The following is a 19023-nucleotide window of genomic DNA, read 5'->3' on the forward strand; positions in this document are numbered from 1 at the left end:
ACTCGGATACCGCGAATCGTCACGGCACTCAAGTCGAATCGCGGGAGCCGCCGACCGGTCGCGGCGCGGGTGGTTCGGAGCACCTGACCGGTTGGGTCGGGGTGGCGGGTGGCTCGGTAGAGTCGGGGCGAATCCCCGCGCGGGCCACTGCGGTCTCGCGGCGTCGGCGGTTCGGCGACTTCTCAGGTGAGTTCGAGCGCTCGCGCGCGACTCCGGAATCGTCGCCGGATGCCGGGCGGGGACGTGTACGCGTCGCGCCGAGGGTGCGGCCCCACCACAGGAGGATCCTCTGTCCGCCGGACCCGGTACCCCGACACGTCAGCCGGTCGGCGCGGGATCGCTCGTCGCCGCCGTGGAGGAACGACTCGCGCATTTCTTCGTCACGCGGCAGGAGACCATCGCACCGCTGGGACCGGTCGTGGCCGACGCCGCGCGGGCGCTGGAGGATTTCGTACTGCGGGGCGGCAAGCGCACCCGGCCCGCGTTCGCGTGGACCGGATGGCTGGGCGCCGGGCGCGATGCCGCCGACCCGCAGGCCGATGCGGTGCTGACCGCCTGTGCCGCACTGGAATTGGTGCAGGCCGCGGCGCTCATCCACGATGACATCATCGATTCCTCGCGTACCCGGCGCGGATTCCCCACGGTGCATGTGGATTACGAGACCCGGCATCTGAGCGGCGCGTGGGCGGGCGATTCCGCGCACTACGGCGCGAGCATCGCGGTGCTCATCGGCGATCTGGCGCTGGCCTGGGCCGATGACATGACCCGCAGCGCCGGACTGGACGCGGACGCCGAGCATCGATTCGCGCCGGTGTGGTCGGCCATGCGCACCGAGGTGCTCAGCGGACAGATCCTGGATATTCACGGCGAGGCGGGCGGGGATGAATCCGTCGAGGCCGCACTGCTGATCAACCGGTTCAAGACCGCCGCGTACACCATCGAGCGACCGCTGCACCTGGGCGCGGCGCTGGCGGGCGCGGATGACGAATTGATCGCCGCCTACCGGGAATTCGGCACCGATATCGGTATCGCCTTCCAGCTGCGGGACGATCTGCTCGGTGTCTTCGGCGATCCGGCCGTGACCGGTAAGCCGTCCGGCGACGATCTGCGCGAGGGCAAGCGCACCGTGCTCATCGCGGAGGCATTGAGCCGCGCCGATGTCACCGCACCCGCCTCGGCCGCGCTGCTGCGCCGCAGCCTCGGCACCGATGTCACCCCCGAGCAGGTCGCCGAATTGCGCGGCATACTCACCGATCTCGGCGCGGTGGACGCGGTCGAGGCGCGCATCACCGATCTCACCGACCGGGCGCTGACGGCTTTGGACGCGAGCACCGCGACGGCGGATGCCAAACGGCAGTTGCGGTCCATGGCGCTGGCCGCCACGGCACGGGCTTACTGACACCCGTCATCCCGGCGTGCTTTTGGCCGGGATCTCCACTAGCAGAGGTGGATTCCGGCCAAAAGCGTGCCGGAATGACGAGGAGGCCCGACAGGGACCGGGATGAAATACCGACGAGGAAGCAGTGCTGGGATGAAAACTGTTGCGGGGCCCACTGATCGGGTTGTCGTGGTGGGCGCGGGGCTGTCCGGGCTGGCGGCGGCACTGCATCTGGTGGGCGCGGGGCGGCAGGTGACCGTGCTGGAGCGGGCCGATCATCCGGGCGGGCGGGTCGGGTTGTATCGCGGGGACGATTATGAGATCGATTCCGGGGCAACCATTTTGACCGTTCCGGGTTTGCTCGACGAGGCGCTGGCGGCGGTCGGGCGGACGCGGGAGTCGGTGGGGCTGCGGATCATCGATCTCGCCCCGGCGTATCAGGCCAGGTTCGCGGACGGGACCAGCGTGGGGGTGTATTCGGATCCGGACGAGATGACCGCCGAGGTCACCCGGGTGCGCGATGCCGCTGCGGGACAACGGTATCGGCGGCTGCGCGACTGGTTGCGGCGGGTGTACGAGTCCGAGTTCGGGCATTTCATGGACACCAACTTCGATTCCCCGCTCGATATGGTGCGCTACCCCGACAAGCGCGGCGCGCTGTTGAAGCTGGTGCGGCTCGGCGCTTTCGGACGCCTCGGGCCGCGCGTGCGCAAGCTCATGGGCGATGAACAGCTGGCCCGACTGTTCAGTTTTCAGGCACTGTTCGCGGGCACCGCGCCGAATCAGGCGCTCGCGGTGTACGGCGCGATTCCCTATATGGATACCTGCCTGGGCGTGTCGTATCCCGAAGGCGGTATGCGCGCCATCGCCGACGCACTCGCCCGGGCGTTCACCGAGGCGGGCGGCATCCTCGAATTGAATACCGAGGCCGCCGGCATCGATTACTCCGGCCGCCGGGCCACGGCCGTGCGCATCGCCGACGGCCGCACCGTGCCCTGCGACGCGGTGGTGCTCACCGCCGATATCGGCTCGCTGCCCGCTTTCGGCCTGCGCCGCCGTCGTGGGCTGCGTGCCTCCCCGTCCGCGGTGGTCGCGCACGGCACCATTCCCGCCGATATCGCCGCCGCCTGGCCGATTCAGGCGCATCACACCATCGATTTCGGCGCGGAATGGGACCGCACCTTCACCGAGATCGCCGCCCGCACCGGCCGGGGCAAGCTGATGAGCGATCCGTCGCTGCTGCTCACCCGCCCGGCGCTCACCGATCCGGCGCTGTACATCGAACGGCCCGAACCGCGAATCGACGCGGCCGGGCACCTGTCCGACACCACCCGATACGAACCGCTGTCGCTGCTGGCCCCCTGCCCCAATCTCGATGCCGCACCTCTGGATTGGGATCAGCTGGCCCCCTACTACCTGCGCGAACTACTGCAAACCCTGGAAGAGCGCGGTTATCAAGGCATTTCGCGGCACTTCCGAATCGATATCGTCGACACCCCGCAGACCTGGAAGAACAGGGGCATGCTCGCGGGCACCCCGTTCTCGGCCGCACACCTGTTCCGCCAGACCGGCCCGTTCCGGACCCGGAACCTGGTTCCCGGCCGCGACAATGTCGTTCTCGCAGGCTCGGGCACTGTTCCGGGCGTCGGCGTGCCGACCGTGCTGCTGTCCGGAAAACTCGCCGCGACCCGCATCACAGGTGATCTACGACATGCCCGGGCCGGAACCTCCCCTGCCGGGGCGGTGGCCGCGCCGCACAAGCACTAGACTGACCGCGTCCTGAACCAGCGCGGCGGGCGCCGCCGACCTTTCCGGGGGGAACGACCACCGATGCCGACCCCCGATATGGACCTCACCATCACCACTCTCGAACCGCAGTCCCGCGTCACCGCGAACACCGAGCCACATCGCTGGGTGCGCAACTGGGCCGATTTCGTGCGCAGTCCCGAAGGTAAAGCCGCACTGCTCGGCTTCTTCGGCGCGGTCATGATCACCTTCGGCGGGTTCGGGGCGGGCAGTGTGCGCCGCAACGATCCGCTGCTCGAGGCCGCGCACCTGTCGTGGCTGCGCTTCGGGCACGGGTACGCGCTCTCGACGGTGTTCGTGTGGATCGGTGTGCTGGCCATGATCACCGCGTGGGTGCGGCTGGGTCGCGCGACGCTCGGCACGGTCCCCAACGCCAAGGTGACGCTGAACGAATTGCGCGCCATCGTCGGCATCTGGATCTTCCCGCTGCTGTTCGCGGTGCCCATGTTCTCCCGGGACGCCTACTCGTATCTGGCGCAGGGTGCGCTGCTGCGCGACGGCTTCAACCCGTACCAGGTCGGCCCGGTGGTGAATCCCGGTGTGCTGCTGGACAATGTGAGCCCGGTCTGGACCACCACCACCGCCCCGTACGGTCCGATCTTCCTGCTGCTGGCGCGCGGCATCACCTCCATCACCGGCGATAACGTGGTGGCGGGGACGATCGCGCTGCGCCTGGTCATGCTGCCCGGCTTGGCGCTGATGATGTGGGCGGTACCGCATCTCACCAAACACCTCGGCGGTAAGCCGACCACCGCGCTGTGGCTGGCGGTGCTCAATCCGCTGGTGCTGATCCATCTCATCGGCGGCGTGCACAATGAAATGCTCATGGTCGGGCTGATGGCGGCGGGTATCGCGCTGGTGCTCGAACATCATCATGTCGCCGGAATCGTGGTCGTCGCGGTCGGTGTCGGTGTGAAGGCCACCGCCGGTATCGCGCTGCCATTCCTGGTGTGGATCTGGATGATTCACGAACGCGAGCGCCGTGCCGCGCAGGGTGAGGGTGAGCTGCCGCATCCCGCGATGATGTTCGCCAAGATCGCCGGATTGGGTGTGGCGGTCTTCGGGCTGGTCTTCGCCGCCGCGTCGGCGCTGGCCGATGTGGGCATCGGCTGGCTGACCGCGCTGTCCGGTTCGAAGAAGATCATCAACTGGCTGTCGCTGCCGACCATCATGGCGCATATGACCACCTGGGTGACGCCGCTGCGAATGGAATCGGTGCTGTCGGTGACCCGATTCCTGTGCGCCGTCGCGCTTGTCGTGATTCTGGTGTGGGCGTGGTGGCGGTTCCGGCATACCGAGCGGGAAGCGGTCTTCGGTATCACCGTGGCGTTCGTGGCCATCGTGATCCTGTCCCCCGCCGCACTGCCCTGGTACTACTCGTGGCCGCTGGCGCTGGCCGCCGGATTCGCGTTGTCCACCACCACACTTCAGGTGCTGGTCGGCCTGTGTACGTGGTTGATGCTGGTCTTCCAGCCGGACGGATCCATCGGGCTGTACAGCTTCTGGCATGTCGCACTGGCCACCTTCGCGGCCGTGGTGGCGGCGCTTTCGCTGCGCACCATCGACCCGCTCAAGCTCAGCGCGCATTCGCATGTCCATCCCCCGGCGAGCGTGAGCGCGCCACCCAGCGCGGCATGAGCTCGGCCGAACTCGAACTCGCATACCGGGATTGCCGCCGCATCGCGGCCGAACACGGGCGCACGTATTTCCTCGCGACCCGGCTGCTGGAGCCGGAGCGAAGACCGGCCGTGCACGCGCTGTACGCCTTCGCGCGCATGGTCGATGACATCGTCGACGACAGCACCGCCGCGACGCGCGCGGAACACTCTGCGGCGCAACTGGATCGGATCGAACACGAGCTACGCGGGCGATTGGCGCACGCCCCGGGAGCCGGTGGCGCGGACCGCATCCTGCTCGCCGTCTCCGACACCATCGTGCGCTATGACATTGCGCCCGAACACTTCTGGGTGTTCCTGGACTCCATGCGCATGGACATCCCCGGTGGCCCGCAGTACCGCGACCGCTACCCCACCATGGACGCCCTGCGCGAATACATGCGTGGCTCCGCCGCCGCCATCGGCCTGCAACTGCTCCCGGTGCTGGGCACCGTGGTCCCCATCGCCGAGGCCGAACCCGCCGCGGCCGCACTCGGCGAAGCCTTCCAGCTCACCAATTTCCTGCGTGATATCGCCGAGGACCTGAACCGCGGCCGCATCTACCTGCCCGCCGACGAACTGGCGGCCTTCGGCGTAGACGAAGAACTGCTGAAGCATTGCAACGACACCGGCCGCAGCGACCCCCGAGTCCGCCGAGCTCTCGCCCACCTCATCGCCGTGAACCGGGGCATCTACCGTCGCGCCACCCCCGGAATCGACCTGCTCACGCCCCGCGTGCGCCCCGCCATCCGCACCGCCGCCACCCTGTACGCCGCCATCCTCGACGAAATCGAACGCTCCGACTACGCCGTCTTCACCCGCCGCGCCACGGTCCCCCAACACCGCCGACTACGCGTCGCCGCAAGGGAATTCGCGTTCACGGCCGAGGTCCACCGGACCTGACGAAGCCGGGGATATCGAAACATCCCCGGCGCGATATCAGTAGTGACCACCGCACCCCGTCATCGGCCCCATCGGGCAGTCCAGGGGCGGAAGCTGAACACTCCCGGTGGCCAGGCCGAGCATATCGAGCCCGGCGCTCCCGGTGGGGCCCATGATGACCTGGGCCGTGCTCGGCGATACGGCGGGAGCGGCGGCACCGGCATCCTCCAGCGCTATTCCATCGCTCTGAACGGGAGCGGCAGTGGCGATAGCGGAACCGCCCGCCACCGCCCCGGCGAGGGCCGTCAACACGACGGCGGTACGGAGGGCGGGAAGCAGTGCACGCATGAAGCGGGTCCTTTGATCGGGCTGCAATTTCACCCGTGAGGTTTTCAGACCCGTATCCCGCTGTGACAGACAGCGTTTCCCCTGCCCCCGACGCCGGGGGCGGGTACTACCGGTAGCTCAGAACGGGTCGGCGGCCGCGCGGCGAATGACCTCGCGGGCCAGATCGCCGTGCAGGGCGTCGATGGGACGGCCCGGCAGGGACGGGTCCTCGGTGTAGATCCACTCGAGGATTTCCTCATTGGTGTATTTGCCGTCGCGCATGACGGTGATCAACCCGGTGAGATGCTTGGCGATTGCTCCGTGGGAGTCGAAGAACTCCTCGGGGACGGCGATAACGCCGTCGCGGCGAACCGCGATCAGCTGATGTTCGCGCAGCATCTGGTGTACGCGGGTGACCGACTCGCCGAGCAGCTCCGCCACGTCGGGCAGGGGAAGCACGGTGACCGATTCCGGCAGGACATCATTGCTGTAGGGGATGGCACTCACGGGGATAACGGTAGTCGGTCGCGTCGCGTCCGCCGCATCACACCCCGACCCGACTACCATCGGGTCACAGTCGCACCGGGCGGCACGGAAGTCGGAAGGGTTGCAGTTGATCGGCCAGATGCTGGAAGGGCGCTACCGCATCGACGCGCCGATTGCGCGCGGCGGTATGTCCATGGTGTTCCGGGGGGTGGACACCCGCCTGGACCGACCGGTCGCCATCAAGGTGATGGACCCCAAGTTCGCCGCCGACCCACAATTCCTCACCCGCTTCGAATTGGAGGCCCGCGCGGTCGCCAAGCTCAAGCATCCGGGCCTGGTCGCGGTCTACGACCAGGGCGTGGACGGAGATCATCCGTTCCTGATCATGGAACTCGTCGAGGGCGGCACGCTGCGCGAGTTGCTGCGCGAGCGCGGGCCGATGCCCCCGCACGCGGTGCGCGCGGTTGCCGAACCGGTGCTCGCGGCGATCGGCGTCGCGCACGCGGCGGGGCTGGTGCACCGCGATATCAAACCGGAGAACGTGCTCATCTCCGATTCCGGCGAAGTCAAGATCGCCGACTTCGGATTGGTGCGCGCGGTCGCGGCGGCGAATATCACCTCCGACAGCGTGATTCTGGGCACGGCGGCGTACCTGTCGCCCGAACAGGTCACCAGCGGCAGCGCCGATTCGCGCAGTGATGTGTACTCGGCGGGCATTCTCATCTTCGAAATGCTCACCGGGCGTACGCCGTTCACCGGCGACACCTCCATTTCGGTTGCGCTGCAACGGGTCGAGAAGGATGTGCCGAGTCCGAGCCGCCTGATCGGCGGGGTGCCACCGGAATTCGACGAGCTGGTCGCGCACGCCACCGCGCGCGAGCCGTCGCATCGGTTCAGCGATGCCACCGAGATGGCGCGCGAGCTACGCCGCATCGCCCGCGACCTGCAGCTACCGGACTACCGGGTGCCGTCGCCGACCGAATCGGCCGAACACCTCAGCGCCCGATACAAGGTCGCCACCCCGGCCGCGCCCGCACGGCAGCCGCACACCCCGGCTCCCGCCCGCAACGCGCCGTACGGGGCCGCCGATCTCACCACGCGCATCCCGGCCGATCCGCCGACGCAGCACATTCCGCCGCCGCATCAGCAGACCCGGGTCATGACGGCCGCGCGCGAGATTCCACCGGATTACGCGCCCTCGACCTCCCAGTACGACATGCGCGAACCCGAACGCGGCAGACGCTCGGACCTGATCGAGAATCGCGGCAAATCGCGGCGCACGGTCATCATCTGGCTCAGCATCGTGGTCGCGCTGGCCCTGCTTCTCGGTATCGGCGGCTGGTGGGTGGGGGTGGGCAGATACTCGGCGGTGCCGTCGATCGCCGGGCTCGACACCCAACGGGCGATCACCACGCTCACCGACGCGGGCTTCAAGACCGAGACCAGACAGAAGGCGTCGGACATCATTCCGACGGGCAATGTGGTCGGCACCGATCCGGCCGCCGGGACCAAGGTCACCAAGGGTTCGACGGTCGCGGTGCTGGTCTCCAGCGGTAAACCCAAGGTCCCGGACGTCAAGGCCGGACAGGATGTGAACGGCGTCAAACAGGCGATCAAGGACGCGGGGCTGACACCGGTCGATTCCGGCGAGATCGGCAGTACGGCCCCGAAAGGCTCACTCGCCAAGGTGGATCCGGCGCCCGGGACCGTACTTCCGGCGGGCGCGAACGTGAAGGTCTATCGCAGTAAGGGTTCCGCGCCGATCAAGCTGCCCGATGTGAGCGGTAAGACCGAGGACGAGGCCCGGGATGCGCTCACCAAGGCCGGAATCACGGTGCGGGACACCAGATCCGAGTTCAATACCAAGGTCAAGGGTGGACAGGTGATCGGTACCGATCCCGCCGCCGGGGCCACCGTCGAATCCGGTGACGGGGTCACCCTGATCATCAACAGCGCGGTGGACGTGCCGAGTGTGCTGGGTTCCAATGTCGCCGCCGCCCGGGTCAAACTCGAAGGGCTCGGATTGAAGGTCACGGTGCGCCAGCTGGCTTCCAATGAGAGTTCGATCGTCATCTCGCAGAGCAGTCTGGGCAATGTGGAGGCGGGCTCCACGATCACCCTCGTCGCAATCCCTTAGGCAGATAACGCTGAAAGCGATCGACCCCTGACGGACGAAACGCGGCCCGGTCCATTGGACCGGGCCGCATCTTATTTCGTTGTGGGCGTGAGCGGTTCGCTCAGCGCAGCATCTCCGCGACCAGGAAGGCCAGTTCGAGGGACTGCTGGGTGTTCAGGCGCGGATCGCACGCGGTCTCGTAGCGGTCCACCAGATCCAGATCCGAGATGTCCTGCGCGCCGCCGAGGCATTCGGTGACGTTCTCACCGGTGAGCTCGATGTGCAGGCCGCCCGGATGGGTGCCGAGCGCGTGGTGCACCTCGAAGAAGCCCTGCACCTCGTCGACGATGCGGTCGAAGTGGCGGGTCTTGTAGCCGTTCGAGGTCTCATGGGTGTTGCCGTGCATGGGATCGCACTGCCAGATCACCTGGTGGCCGGTGGCCTGCACCTTCTCGATGATCGCGGGCAGCACCTCGCGCACCTTCTGATTGCCCATGCGGGCGACCAGGGTCAGGCGGCCGGGCTCATTGTTGGGATCGAGGCGCTCGACGTATTCCACGGCCATTTCCGGCGTGGTGGTCGGGCCGATCTTGAGGCCGATCGGGTTGGCGAGCAGTTCGGCGAAGGCGATATGCGCGCCGTCGAGCTGACGGGTGCGCTCACCGATCCACAGGAAGTGCGCGGACAGGTCGTAGAGGGTCGGCTCACCGGTGGTGGGGTGCGCGCTCAGGCGCAGCATGGCGCGCTCGTAGTCCAGGACCAGCGCTTCGTGCGAGGCGTACAGGCGGGCCGAGGACAGGTTCGGGTCGTTGACGCGACAGGCCTTCATGAAGGCGAGCGCGCGATCGATCTCGGCGGCGAGGGCTTCGTAGCGGGCGCCGGCCGGGGACTGGGCGACGAATTCGCGGTTCCAGTCGTGCACCTTGTGCAGGTCGGCCATACCGGCGGAGGTGAGCGCGCGCACCAGGTTCATGGCGGCGGAGGCATTGGCGTAGGCGCGCACCAGGCGGGACGGATCATGCACGCGCACAGCGGGATCGGCGACCAGGGAGTTCACCATATCGCCGCGGTAGGAGGTCAGGCCGAGGGAATCGGTATCGGAGGAGCGCGGCTTGGCGTACTGGCCCGCGATGCGCGCGACCTTCACGACCGGCAGGCTCGCGCCGTAGGTGAGCACCACTGCCATCTGCAGCAGCGTGCGGATATTGCCGCGGATATGCGGTTCGGTGTTGTCCGCGAAGGTCTCCGCGCAGTCACCACCCTGCATGAGGAAGGCCTCACCGCGGGCCACCTCGGCCAGGCGCGCCTTGAGCTCCTCCACCTCGGCGGGCACGCAGATGGGCGGCACCGACTCCAGTACGGTGCGCATCTTGGCGGCCTGCTCGGGATCCCAGGACGGCTGCTGCAGTGCGGTGCGAGCCAGCGCGTCATCGAGTCGCCGGCGTAGCTCGGCGGGCAGCGGCGGAAGTTCCGGCAGGCGATCGATCGGTACGTCGACGGTCCAGTTCACGAGTTCAGAATACGGACCGCGACAAACCGCTCGGACTACACCCAGGGCTGGAATACCCAACACCGTATGAACCGATCTTGACGTAACCCCAGACCCGGCCGCCGCGATCCGGGAACCTAGGCTGGAGGGCCGGAGGATCTGCCCGGATCATCCCCAGTCCCCAGCGTCGAAGGCATAGGCCCCGGCCGCGAACCCGAGGAGAGACCGATCTCTCTGCGATATTTTTACGATTCGGAATTCATCGAGGATGGGACCACCATCGACCTCGTCTCCATCGCGGTGGTGTGCGAGGACGGCCGCGAGTATTACGCGGTCTCAACCGAATTCGACGCAGACAAGGCCGGGCCGTTCGTGCGCCGCAATGTGCTGCCCAAACTGCCGCCGCCCGCCTCACACCTGTGGCGCAGCCGCCAGAAGATCCGCGAGGACCTCTACAGGTTCTTCCTGCCCCGCCCCGGCGTCGAACCGGAGCTGTGGGCATGGGTCGGCGCATACGACCACGTCGCACTGTGCCAGCTCTGGGGTTCCATGGTCGACCTCCCCAACGCGCTCCCGCGCTTCACCAATGAGCTGCGCCAGCACTGGAACCAGCACGGCCAACCACCGCTGCCGCCCATCCCGAAAGACGCGCACGACGCACTCGCGGACGCCCGGCACAACCTGGCGAAGTTCGAGGCCATCGAAGCGTATCGCCGACAGGCATCGGACACCCGGCCCGTGCACTGAGGACCTGCCCGGCCCCCGCATCGGGGGCAAGGTAATCAAGGGCTGCGGCGACAGGCTGAAAGCTGAAAACGTCTCGAGGTGAATTGCTTTCCGAGTAGAGGACACACCTTGATGCGTGCACTTGTTCCCGCCCTGCGTTCCGCCGTCGTGCTGACGGCCCTTGTCGGAGCGGTGGCGGGCGGTTCCGCGATCGCCGCCGCCGATACTCCGACAGGGGTCGCCGCGCCGGTCGCCATCGAGCCGGTCGCCAATCCGTACGGCCCCAACACCGGTAGCGCGGCACTGGATTGGGGGACGATCTTCCTCGGCCTGCCCACCGGAAGCCTGCAACGGCCCTGTGTCCCGACCGGAAAGCCGTTCGGAAATTGCCAGCTGCTGGGCTGACACCGAGCGCACCGCCCCCGGCGTCGGGGGCAGGGGAAAAACGGTCTGTCACAGCGGGATCGGGGTCTGAAAAGGTCGCGGGTGAAATTGCAGCCCGATCAGAGGACCCGCTTCATGCGCGCTTTGTTTCCCGCTATCAGAACCGCCGTTGTCATGACGGCCCTTGCCGGAGCGGTGGCGGGCGGTTCCGCGATCGCCACCGCGACCGCACCCGATCCGGCGGACAGCGTTCAGCTCGTCGCGGCCGGTCCGGCTGACGCGCAGTTCGTGTACACGAGCGATACGGGCAGCGCGGTGCTCGACCTGCTGACCATGTTCTTCAATCTGCCCACGGGCAGCCTGCAGAAGCCGTGCCCGCCCGTGTTCGCGGACTCGTGCGCGATGCGGCCGCCGACCAGCGGTAGTTAGAAGTCGCACCCGGATATGGCTCGGGCCCCGAGAGTTGCTCTCGGGGCCCGTGTCTGGCTGAGGTGACTCAGCCCGCCATGGTCTGGGGGATGCGGTCCGCGTCGGGGCGGGTGCCCGAGGGGACGTTCTTCTTGAGGCTGGCGGCGTAGACGTCCACGTATTCCTGGTCGCCCATGCGCATCAGTTCGTACATGATCTCGTCGGTGACGGCACGCTCGACGAAACGGTTGCCGCCCATGCCCTCGTAGCGCGAGAAGTCGATGGGCTTACCGAATTTCACGGTGACCTTGCGCGGCCGCCAGCGGAACGGTCCGGGCGGGCAGACCTCGTCGGTGCCGATGAGGGCCACCGGGATCACCGGGACGCCGGTCTCCAGGGCGAGGCGGGCGACGCCGGTCTTGCCCTTGTAGAGGCGGCCGTCCGGGGAGCGGGTGCCCTCGGGATACAGGCCGACCAGGCGGCCCTCGTCGAGCAGCTTGCGCGCGGTGTTGAGGGCGGACTCGGCGGCATCGGCGCCGGAACGGTCGATCGGGTACTGCCCGGTGCCGGAGAAGAAGAACTTCTGCAGGCGACCCTTGAGACCGGGGGTCGTGAAGTACTCGGCCTTGGCCAGGTAGGTGATGCGGCGCGGGCTCGCGAGGGGGGTGAACAGCCAGTCGGTGAACGACAGGTGGTTACCGGCCAGAATCGCGGCGCCATCCGGGGGGATGTTCTCCACACCTTCGACCTTGGGTCGATTGATGAGCGAGATGAATGGTCCCACCAAGACGAACTTCAGCAGCCAGTAGAACATTGCGTCCTTTCCCCTGTTTCGATACCCGGGACCGGCCTCGTTGCGGGCACCACACTCTCTTTGGCGACTCTACCGCCGAGACAAGCCGGTGACCAACCGCCCACTGCCCGATGTGTCCGGTTCACCGAGTATTTACGTCAAGGACGGCGATTCGCCCGGGAGTGTCACCGACCCGAGGGACCGGCGGGCACCGCATCACGCTGCGCGTCCAGGGCCGCGCGCGCCAGTTCGGCCGCGCCGATCATGCCCGCGGCCTCCCCGAGTTGCGCGGTCCGGATGCGCGCCAGGCGACGATGCCGGGCGCCGGTGATGGAGGCCGCGTAATGCTCGCGGGCATCGTCCAGGAACAGCGGGGCCGAGGAGCTCACGCCACCGGCCACCACGATCAGATCCGGATCGAAGATATCGCTCACGAACGCCAGACCCAGGCCCAGCCAGCGCGCGAAATCGGCCATCACGTCCAGGGCCAGCGGATCGCCGTCCTGGGCCGCGCCCGCCACCCGGCGACCGGTGAGCGAACCCGGATCGCGGCCCGCGTCCCGGGCCAGCATGGTGGAGCGGACCGGATCGGTGGCCAGCATCTCCAGCGCGGTATCCACCAGAGCCGTTCCGCTGCAATACCTTTCCCAGCAGCCGCGCTTACCGCAGGCACAGGCGCGACCGTTCGGCACCACCTGCAGATGGCCGAGTTCCGGTGCGACACCGTAACTTCCGCGATACAGCCGCCCGTCGATGAGCAGCGCGGCTCCTATCCCGGTGCCGATCGCCACCAGCACCACATTGCGGCCGCCCGCCGCGGCACCGAATCGGTATTCGGCCCACAGCGCGGCATTGGCATCGTGTTCGAGCACCACGGGCAGCCCGAGCCGATCGGTGAGCCGGCGCGCGACCGGCGCATCCTCCCAGGGCAGATGCGGTGCGAAACGCACTGTCGCGCGGTCCTCGTCGACGAATCCGGCGACGGCCAGACCGACCGCGCCGATGGCGTGGCGGCCGCACAGTTCGCGCACCACCCGCGCCAGCCCGTCCTCCAGGGCCCGCGCGGACTGCGGGGTGGAGGCGGTCACGGTATCGAGCACCTCACCGGCACCGTCCACCACCGACGCGCGAATATTGGTGCCGCCCACATCGATTCCGACAGTCAGCGGCACCTGTCCACCGCCTCTCATGCCTTGATGGTCACGTCGATGGGGACATATCCCGCCCGCGTCGCCCCCCGCCCGCGGCCCGGCTCGCTCGCATCCCCCGGTCGCCTGGCCACCCCGGGCCCGCGTCCGAAAGAGTCGCTGCCGCTCGCGGTCTCACGCTCGCGACGACCCGCGTTCACACCGCTCTGCGCGCCCGCGCCGGAGGCATCACCGCGCGCGCGGCGGCCGGTGGAGTCCGGTGCGCCCGCCGCGGACGTGCCACCGCCGGAACCGTCTTCCGCGCCCGCGCGGCTCTCGGCCGCTGCCGGATCGGTTCCGGCCTGTGCGGCGCGTGCGTGTTCGGATCGAATGCCTTGTGCGCCTGCGGCGAAGCGGGCGATGAGCCCGGCCAGCGCGGCGCTCGCCCCGGTGTGCGCACCGGCCGCACGGCCACGGGCCGCGCCGCCATCGGGCTTCCCGGATGCGTCGCCCGCGGCGAAATCGTCTGCGGGATGGTCGAACCCGGCCCCGCCGCCGGTTGGGCCGTTATCGGGACCGGGCTCCGCCGGAGCCGCGCCGTGCCCGAAGGAATGGTGCAGCCAGGCTTGATATTCCGCCGATTCGGGATCCAGATCCGGTGGCAGCACCGGTTCCACGGGCACACCCGCGAGCGCCTCGCGCAGCACCGTCACGATGGCGGTGCCGTGATCGGCGATGGCCGCCACCACATCGTGGTGTTCACCGCGCACCACGGCCGCGGCCGCGCACACCGGGCACCAGGCGCAACTGGACCATTGGGTGCGGCCGTCGGCGGCGGTGCGGCGCAGTACCGGTTCGACGCGTTCGAGCACAGCCTCGGCGAGCAGCCGGAGCTCCTCGGCGAATTCGCTGAAGTTGTCGTCGGGGTGGCCGGAACGTGGATGGTCGTGCGTCGCGGTCATTTCGGCCAGACCTCGGGGTCGGGACGGAAACGGATCACCAGTTGATCGCCGTCGAGTTCGGCGGCGTCGACCGTGCACCGCCGCAATACCGGCGCCAGCCGCAGCCGGCGCCTGACCCCGTCCGCTCCCACGATCAAATCGTCCTCCACTCGTCCCAGCTGCAGGGTCGACGGATCGACCACGGGTAGATGCATGCGCATGGCGAACACCGAATGCACACCCGTTCCCGCTTCCAGCCGCACTACCGGCCCGGCCGAAACGGACGGCATCGGGTCCACATCTGAGCCAAGCATAGGGACCGGACCCGGTCCCACCCAGTTACCACTCGGATCGACCGCATAGGACAGTGCCGTTAACGAGCTCAGGCCCACGGGTTCGGATCCGGCGTGGGTCACCACCTGCACGGGAATGCCGCCCATGCGTTTTCGGAGATCGGCGATCACATCCAGTTGTTCCCCGCGCCGGTTGAAATACCACTGCACGGCGGGATGAATATTCGCGCCGTAGTCGGGCGCGGCGGTCTCCGGCAGGACCTTGTTGACCAGGACCGCGATCAGGCGCAGGCCGAGCAGGGCCGCGGCCGAGCGCACCCGGGCGGATTCGGCGACGGCGACCTGTTCGGGCGCGGTGACCAGGCGGGCGGTGGTGCGGGTGGGATCGGCGATGAGGTCGCGGGCCGCGGTCACCGAGGCCACGATCTGTTCCACCGTCACCGCGAGCACCGCGCGCCGCAGATCCCCGCCGACCGCGGTGAGGGTGCGCGAATGCGCGGGCCAGACCCGTTCGAGATAGCCGAGCAGGGTGTCCGGGGCGGTGAGAATGCGCAGCATATCCGCCGAGGGCGGGCAGTCCAGGATGATCACATCCCACTGCCGGGTCTTGCTGAATTCGGTGATCTCCAGCAGTGCGAGCAGTTCCTGCACCCCGGGCAGGCCGGTGAGCTCGGCGGGATCCAGTGCGCCGATATCGATTCCGTGATCGTGGCCCGCACCGGACAGCATGAGCAGTACGGTGCGGAAGCGATCCTCCAGCAGCGCAAGGGAATCCACTTCGATCACGTCCAGGCCGGGCTGCACCGCCGCCACCCCGGGCACACTGCCGGGTTGGTGCGCGAACCGGAAACCCAGTGCGTCACCCAGGGAATGGGCTTGATCGAGGGAGGCCAGCAGCACCCGCTGCCCGGCGCGCGCGTAGGCGAGTGCGGTCGCGCACGCCAGCGTCGTCTTTCCCACCCCACCCTTGCCGACGAACAGTTCCACACGGGTGGCAGGTCGCTCGGGCCTGCTCGCGGTCAGCCTTCGACCCGTTTCTTGAGTTCCTTCAACGCCGTATCGGTGATGACCTTCTCGGCCTTGCGTTTGAACATGCCGATCATCGGGATGTTCAGGTCCACGGTGAGTTCGTACACCACCTGGGTGCCGCCCTCGGGCAGGGTGATCAGCTCATAGCTGCCGTCCTGGGCCTTCTGCAGATCACCGCCGACCAGGGTCCAGCTGACGGCTTTGCCGTCCGGACGCCAGTTGTAGGACAGCGTGTACGTGTCCTTCACGACGCCCGCGTCCAGCACGAAGCGCGCGGTGCGGGCGCGGCCGTCCGGGAATTTGTCGAGCACCTCGACCGAGCGGGCCGCGGCGACCCATTCCGGATACGACTCCAGGTCCGCGATGACGGCCAGCACCCGATCCGCGGGGGCGTCGATCACGATCGACCGTTGAGTGCGATCGGCCATGGGTGGCAACGCTTCCTTTCGAAGGGGGCGGAACTACGAGTGGTCTACTGCGCGGCGGCGGGTGCGACCCCGGCCTTGCGACCGGCCTCGAGCCGGGCCTTGACCTCGAAGGACATCTTCTTTCCGGCGACCCGGCGGGTCCGATTGAGCGCCAGCAGATCCCGCGGCGACATCCCCTCGGCCCGCTGCGGCTCCGCGTGCATGAAGTAGTGCAGGATCACCCCGTCCAGCATGGGCTCCAGCCACACCTCCATGGTGCCGGTCGCCGCCCCGCTGACCGTCCACCGAATCCCCTTGTCGGCCCGGTCTTCCCGCACCTGCAACTGCAGGTCCGGCCACCACTGCCGCCACCGACCGCGATCGGCCAGCATCTCGCCCACCACGGTGCCGGGCGCGGCGATGAAGGTCTGGTCGGCAACCTGGATACTGCTCACGCGCTGAGCCTAACCCAGAGTCCGCCCACGTTCGATTCGCCTCCGGCTCACACCTCCCGGTCCAGGTCAGTTCAGGGTAATGCCGGGCATCGAGCGCACCGGTGGGTCGAGTAGGTCGCGCAGGCGTTCGCCCATGCGGTCCCAGCGCCATTGCTGTTGGACCCAGGTGCGGCCGGCTGCGCCCATGCGGGTGGCGGCGTCGCGGTCGGAGAGGACGTCGACGATGGCCTTGGTGATGGCGGCGGTGGAGCGGCCGTTGACGACGTAGCCGGTTTCGCCTTCGCGGACGGTTTCGGGGGCACCGCCGGAGTTGCCCGCTACCACGGGGACGCCGGAGGCGGAGGCTTCCAGGAAGACAATGCCGAGGCCTTCGACGTCGAGGCCGAAGCCGCGGGTGCGGCAGGGCATGGCGAAGACGTCGGCGAGGGTGTGGTGGGCTGCCAGTTCGGCGGCGGGGACGCGGCCGGTGAAGACGACATCGTCTGCTACGCCCAGGGTTTCGGCGAGGGTGTGCAGTTTCTGTTCGTAGGGGCCGCCGCCCGCGATGACCAGGACCGCGCCGTCGATCTGTTTGCGAATGTCCTGCATGGCGACGATCAACGCGTCCTGACCTTTGCGCGGGACCAGCCGGGACAGGCACAGGATGGTGGGGCGATCGCCGAGGCCGTAGCGCTCGCGCAGTTCGGCGCGGGCGGCCGGATCTGGTGCGAAGACCTCGGAATCCACGGCGGGCGGCAGATATTCGAGTGCGGCCTGCGCACCGAACGCGGCGGAGAAGCGGCGGCGCGTGTACTTGCTGACATAGGTGATGACATCGGTGTTGTCACCGATGGCGCGCAGGGCTTGGCGCGCACCGGGCAGCATGGACCAGCCCACCTCGTGCCCGTGCGTGGAGGCCAGAATGCGTTCGGCTCCCGCGCGGCGCAGCAGCGGTGACATCAGGGCCAGTGGTGCGGCGGCGCCGAACCAGACCCGATCGCACTGCTCATCGCGCAGCAGTTTCGCCGCGCGGCGCGCCACCAGCGGTGTGGGCAGCATCAGCGTGGTGGGGTGCCGGACCACCTCGAAGGGCTGCTCCGCGTCGAACTTCCAGTGGCTGTCGCCCTTCCAGCGGGGCGCGTACACCACCAGTTCATCGGGCGGTAGCTGCATGGCCAGCGCGTGCACGTAGGACTGGATACCGCCCGGTCGTGGCGGGAAATCATTGGTAACCAGCAGCGTTCGCCCCATGCGATCAACCTACTGCACGGGCGGCCGGGACTCGCCCCGGCCGCGAACCTCGCACCCCCGCAGAGTGGCGTGTCGCGTCAGGCGCCGGGAGTGGTGCGGGTGGCGATCCAGGAATGCCAGCGCGCCAGCAGGTCCGGATAGGCGGTGGCCAGGGTGTTCTGCACGATCGCCGCCACGGCGGCGTGATCCTTGGGCCCGCTCGCCAATTGCCGGTAGAGCGAAACCAATTGGGCCTCGCCGAACTGATCGGCAATGAAAGCGCAGGCGGACCAAGCCTGTTCGTAGACCGCCGCCGCTTCACCGCTGGCGGGTTCGAAGGCCGCGTCGGTGGGCAGATCGGCCGGGAGATTGCCCGCCCGCGCCCGCGTGGTGAGGGTGGGCGCGACCTCTTCGATGGGCTGGCGCATACCGCGATGCGCGACGTATTCGGCGAAACCCTCCAGCATCCACTGCGGGGAACCGTCGACGGTCACCGCGCGGGTGGCGACATGGGTGAGCTCATGGCGCAGCACCGAACGCAATCCGTCGGGACCGAGCCGCCGCCCGGCATCGGATCCGAACACGACGCGCTGACCGGTCGGCTGCGTCCCCGGATGAAAGGGATCGGCGACCGTGGCCGCGGCGACTTCGGCGGGCACCGCACCGGTCTCATTGGTCAGTGCCGCGAATTCGGCTGGGCTGGAAGCGACCACCACCACCGGCGCCTGCGACCAGTCCGAACCCCACACCGCGCTGACCGCGGTGGTGGCCGCGGCCAACTCTCCGGCGAGCACGTCCATATCGCTGCCGCGCGCCGGATGTCCCAGCACCACACCGACTTTGCCCGCCCCGGTGTTCACCGGTTCGGAGCTCACCTTGCCGTAGGAATCCATCAGCCGGTGCAGCGCCGATACCTGCGGATCGGTGGCGACCAGCGCATCGCCCCCGGGCACCACCGCGCGAATCTTGGGCAGTACCGAATTGGGCAGCATGAGCAGGGCGCCGCAGGCGGCGGTCAATCCCGTCACCATGACCAGGGTCAGGCAGAACTGGAAGCGTCGTTTCGCCGACAACCAGCCGCGTACCTGCCGCAGTGCGCTCATTGCCACCTC

Annotated in this window: 19 protein-coding genes; 8 read left to right on the forward strand and 11 right to left on the reverse strand. The window is 68.3% G+C overall.

Annotated features, from left to right (window positions below; genetic code table 11):
* The first annotated feature begins 289 nt into the window (after positions 1-289).
* The 4 genes from ACFVUS_RS40040 (at position 290) to ACFVUS_RS40055 (ending at position 5742) form a co-directional block, all read left to right on the forward strand.
* Positions 290-1399: a polyprenyl synthetase family protein gene (locus ACFVUS_RS40040; RefSeq protein WP_387779926.1), complete on the forward strand. Its 1110-nt coding sequence runs from the start codon at positions 290-292 to the stop codon at positions 1397-1399.
* Between the two features lie 132 nt (positions 1400-1531).
* On the forward strand, positions 1532-3145 hold the full coding sequence (gene crtI, locus ACFVUS_RS40045; protein WP_387779418.1) for a phytoene desaturase family protein: 1614 nt from the start codon (positions 1532-1534) through the stop codon (positions 3143-3145).
* Positions 3146-3208: 63 nt separating this feature from the next.
* On the forward strand, positions 3209-4822 hold the full coding sequence (locus tag ACFVUS_RS40050) for an alpha-(1->6)-mannopyranosyltransferase A (protein WP_387779421.1): 1614 nt from the start codon (positions 3209-3211) through the stop codon (positions 4820-4822).
* On the forward strand, positions 4819-5742 hold the full coding sequence (locus ACFVUS_RS40055; RefSeq protein ID WP_387779424.1) for a phytoene/squalene synthase family protein: 924 nt from the start codon (positions 4819-4821) through the stop codon (positions 5740-5742). The genes ACFVUS_RS40050 and ACFVUS_RS40055 overlap by 4 nt, the downstream gene beginning before the upstream one ends.
* 36 nt (positions 5743-5778) lie before the next feature.
* Here ACFVUS_RS40055 and ACFVUS_RS40060 read toward each other — a convergent pair whose 3' ends face one another.
* Positions 5779-6069, reverse strand: a complete 291-nt coding sequence (locus ACFVUS_RS40060; protein WP_387779427.1) for a hypothetical protein — start codon at positions 6067-6069, stop codon at positions 5779-5781.
* Between the two features lie 117 nt (positions 6070-6186).
* Complete coding sequence (locus ACFVUS_RS40065; protein ID WP_364643746.1) at positions 6187-6555, reverse strand: Rv2175c family DNA-binding protein; 369 nt, start codon at positions 6553-6555, stop codon at positions 6187-6189.
* Between the two features lie 106 nt (positions 6556-6661).
* On the opposite strand from ACFVUS_RS40065, the gene pknB reads away from it, so the two are divergent.
* Positions 6662-8671, forward strand: a complete 2010-nt coding sequence (gene pknB / locus ACFVUS_RS40070) for a Stk1 family PASTA domain-containing Ser/Thr kinase (protein ID WP_387779430.1) — start codon at positions 6662-6664, stop codon at positions 8669-8671.
* Positions 8672-8771: 100 nt separating this feature from the next.
* On the opposite strand, the gene ACFVUS_RS40075 is transcribed toward pknB, so the two are convergent.
* Positions 8772-10160: a class II 3-deoxy-7-phosphoheptulonate synthase gene (locus tag ACFVUS_RS40075; RefSeq protein WP_364643741.1), complete on the reverse strand. Its 1389-nt coding sequence runs from the start codon at positions 10158-10160 to the stop codon at positions 8772-8774.
* A 213-nt stretch (positions 10161-10373) separates the two neighbouring features.
* On the opposite strand from ACFVUS_RS40075, the gene ACFVUS_RS40080 reads away from it, so the two are divergent.
* From ACFVUS_RS40080 to ACFVUS_RS40090, 3 genes are all read left to right on the forward strand, one after another.
* Positions 10374-10886 carry a polyadenylate-specific 3'-exoribonuclease AS gene (locus ACFVUS_RS40080; RefSeq protein ID WP_387779929.1) on the forward strand — a complete coding sequence of 171 codons (513 nt, stop codon included), beginning with the start codon at positions 10374-10376 and terminating at the stop codon, positions 10884-10886.
* 111 nt (positions 10887-10997) lie between these two features.
* Positions 10998-11270: a hypothetical protein gene (locus ACFVUS_RS40085; RefSeq protein WP_387779433.1), complete on the forward strand. Its 273-nt coding sequence runs from the start codon at positions 10998-11000 to the stop codon at positions 11268-11270.
* A gap of 114 nt (positions 11271-11384) precedes the next feature.
* Entirely contained in the window at positions 11385-11678 is a 294-nt protein-coding gene (locus tag ACFVUS_RS40090) for a hypothetical protein (RefSeq protein ID WP_387779436.1), read from the forward strand.
* A 67-nt stretch (positions 11679-11745) separates the two neighbouring features.
* Here the strand turns inward: ACFVUS_RS40090 and ACFVUS_RS40095 are convergent, their stop codons facing one another.
* The 8 genes from ACFVUS_RS40095 to ACFVUS_RS40130 form a co-directional block, all read right to left on the reverse strand.
* Positions 11746-12471 (reverse strand): lysophospholipid acyltransferase family protein, encoded by a 726-nt coding sequence (locus ACFVUS_RS40095; protein ID WP_364643749.1) that lies wholly within the window; start codon positions 12469-12471, stop codon positions 11746-11748.
* Positions 12472-12635: 164 nt separating this feature from the next.
* The gene (locus ACFVUS_RS40100; RefSeq protein WP_387779439.1) at positions 12636-13640 is read right to left on the reverse strand and encodes an ROK family protein; all 1005 of its coding nucleotides are present in this window, start codon (positions 13638-13640) and stop codon (positions 12636-12638) included.
* Positions 13637-14539: a hypothetical protein gene (locus ACFVUS_RS40105; RefSeq protein ID WP_387779442.1), complete on the reverse strand. Its 903-nt coding sequence runs from the start codon at positions 14537-14539 to the stop codon at positions 13637-13639. The genes ACFVUS_RS40100 and ACFVUS_RS40105 overlap by 4 nt, the downstream gene beginning before the upstream one ends.
* The gene (locus ACFVUS_RS40110) at positions 14536-15798 is read right to left on the reverse strand and encodes an ArsA family ATPase (RefSeq protein ID WP_387779445.1); all 1263 of its coding nucleotides are present in this window, start codon (positions 15796-15798) and stop codon (positions 14536-14538) included. Before ACFVUS_RS40110 ends, ACFVUS_RS40105 begins: the two co-directional genes overlap by 4 nt.
* Before the next feature lie 32 nt (positions 15799-15830).
* Positions 15831-16268, reverse strand: a complete 438-nt coding sequence (locus ACFVUS_RS40115) for an SRPBCC family protein (protein WP_387779448.1) — start codon at positions 16266-16268, stop codon at positions 15831-15833.
* 44 nt (positions 16269-16312) lie between these two features.
* Positions 16313-16702, reverse strand: coding sequence for a polyketide cyclase / dehydrase and lipid transport (locus tag ACFVUS_RS40120; protein WP_387779451.1), 390 nt, complete (start codon positions 16700-16702; stop codon positions 16313-16315).
* Between the two features lie 66 nt (positions 16703-16768).
* Entirely contained in the window at positions 16769-17932 is a 1164-nt protein-coding gene (locus ACFVUS_RS40125; protein WP_387779454.1) for a glycosyltransferase family 4 protein, read from the reverse strand.
* Positions 17933-18009: 77 nt separating this feature from the next.
* Positions 18010-19014: a hypothetical protein gene (locus ACFVUS_RS40130; RefSeq protein ID WP_387779457.1), complete on the reverse strand. Its 1005-nt coding sequence runs from the start codon at positions 19012-19014 to the stop codon at positions 18010-18012.
* Between the last annotated feature and the right edge of the window lie 9 nt (positions 19015-19023).

Origin of the sequence: Nocardia sp. NPDC058058, from assembly GCF_042885355.1 — a bacterium.
Classification (GTDB): domain Bacteria; phylum Actinomycetota; class Actinomycetes; order Mycobacteriales; family Mycobacteriaceae; genus Nocardia.

Excerpts from the sequence above, each read along its gene's own strand:
- ACFVUS_RS40085 (WP_387779433.1), top strand. The coding sequence starts at position 10,998 with ATGCGTGCACTTGTTCCCGCCCTGCGTTCCGCCGTCGTGCTGACGGCC.
- ACFVUS_RS40130 (WP_387779457.1), bottom strand. The coding sequence starts at position 19,014 with ATGAGCGCACTGCGGCAGGTACGCGGCTGGTTGTCGGCGAAACGACGC.
- ACFVUS_RS40055 (WP_387779424.1), top strand. The coding sequence starts at position 4,819 with ATGAGCTCGGCCGAACTCGAACTCGCATACCGGGATTGCCGCCGCATC.
- ACFVUS_RS40060 (WP_387779427.1), bottom strand. The coding sequence starts at position 6,069 with ATGCGTGCACTGCTTCCCGCCCTCCGTACCGCCGTCGTGTTGACGGCC.
- ACFVUS_RS40100 (WP_387779439.1), bottom strand. The coding sequence starts at position 13,640 with ATGAGAGGCGGTGGACAGGTGCCGCTGACTGTCGGAATCGATGTGGGC.
- ACFVUS_RS40090 (WP_387779436.1), top strand. The coding sequence starts at position 11,385 with ATGCGCGCTTTGTTTCCCGCTATCAGAACCGCCGTTGTCATGACGGCC.
- crtI (WP_387779418.1), top strand. The coding sequence starts at position 1,532 with ATGAAAACTGTTGCGGGGCCCACTGATCGGGTTGTCGTGGTGGGCGCG.
- ACFVUS_RS40050 (WP_387779421.1), top strand. The coding sequence starts at position 3,209 with ATGCCGACCCCCGATATGGACCTCACCATCACCACTCTCGAACCGCAG.
- ACFVUS_RS40095 (WP_364643749.1), bottom strand. The coding sequence starts at position 12,471 with ATGTTCTACTGGCTGCTGAAGTTCGTCTTGGTGGGACCATTCATCTCG.
- ACFVUS_RS40115 (WP_387779448.1), bottom strand. The coding sequence starts at position 16,268 with ATGGCCGATCGCACTCAACGGTCGATCGTGATCGACGCCCCCGCGGAT.
- ACFVUS_RS40105 (WP_387779442.1), bottom strand. The coding sequence starts at position 14,539 with ATGACCGCGACGCACGACCATCCACGTTCCGGCCACCCCGACGACAAC.
- ACFVUS_RS40125 (WP_387779454.1), bottom strand. The coding sequence starts at position 17,932 with ATGGGGCGAACGCTGCTGGTTACCAATGATTTCCCGCCACGACCGGGC.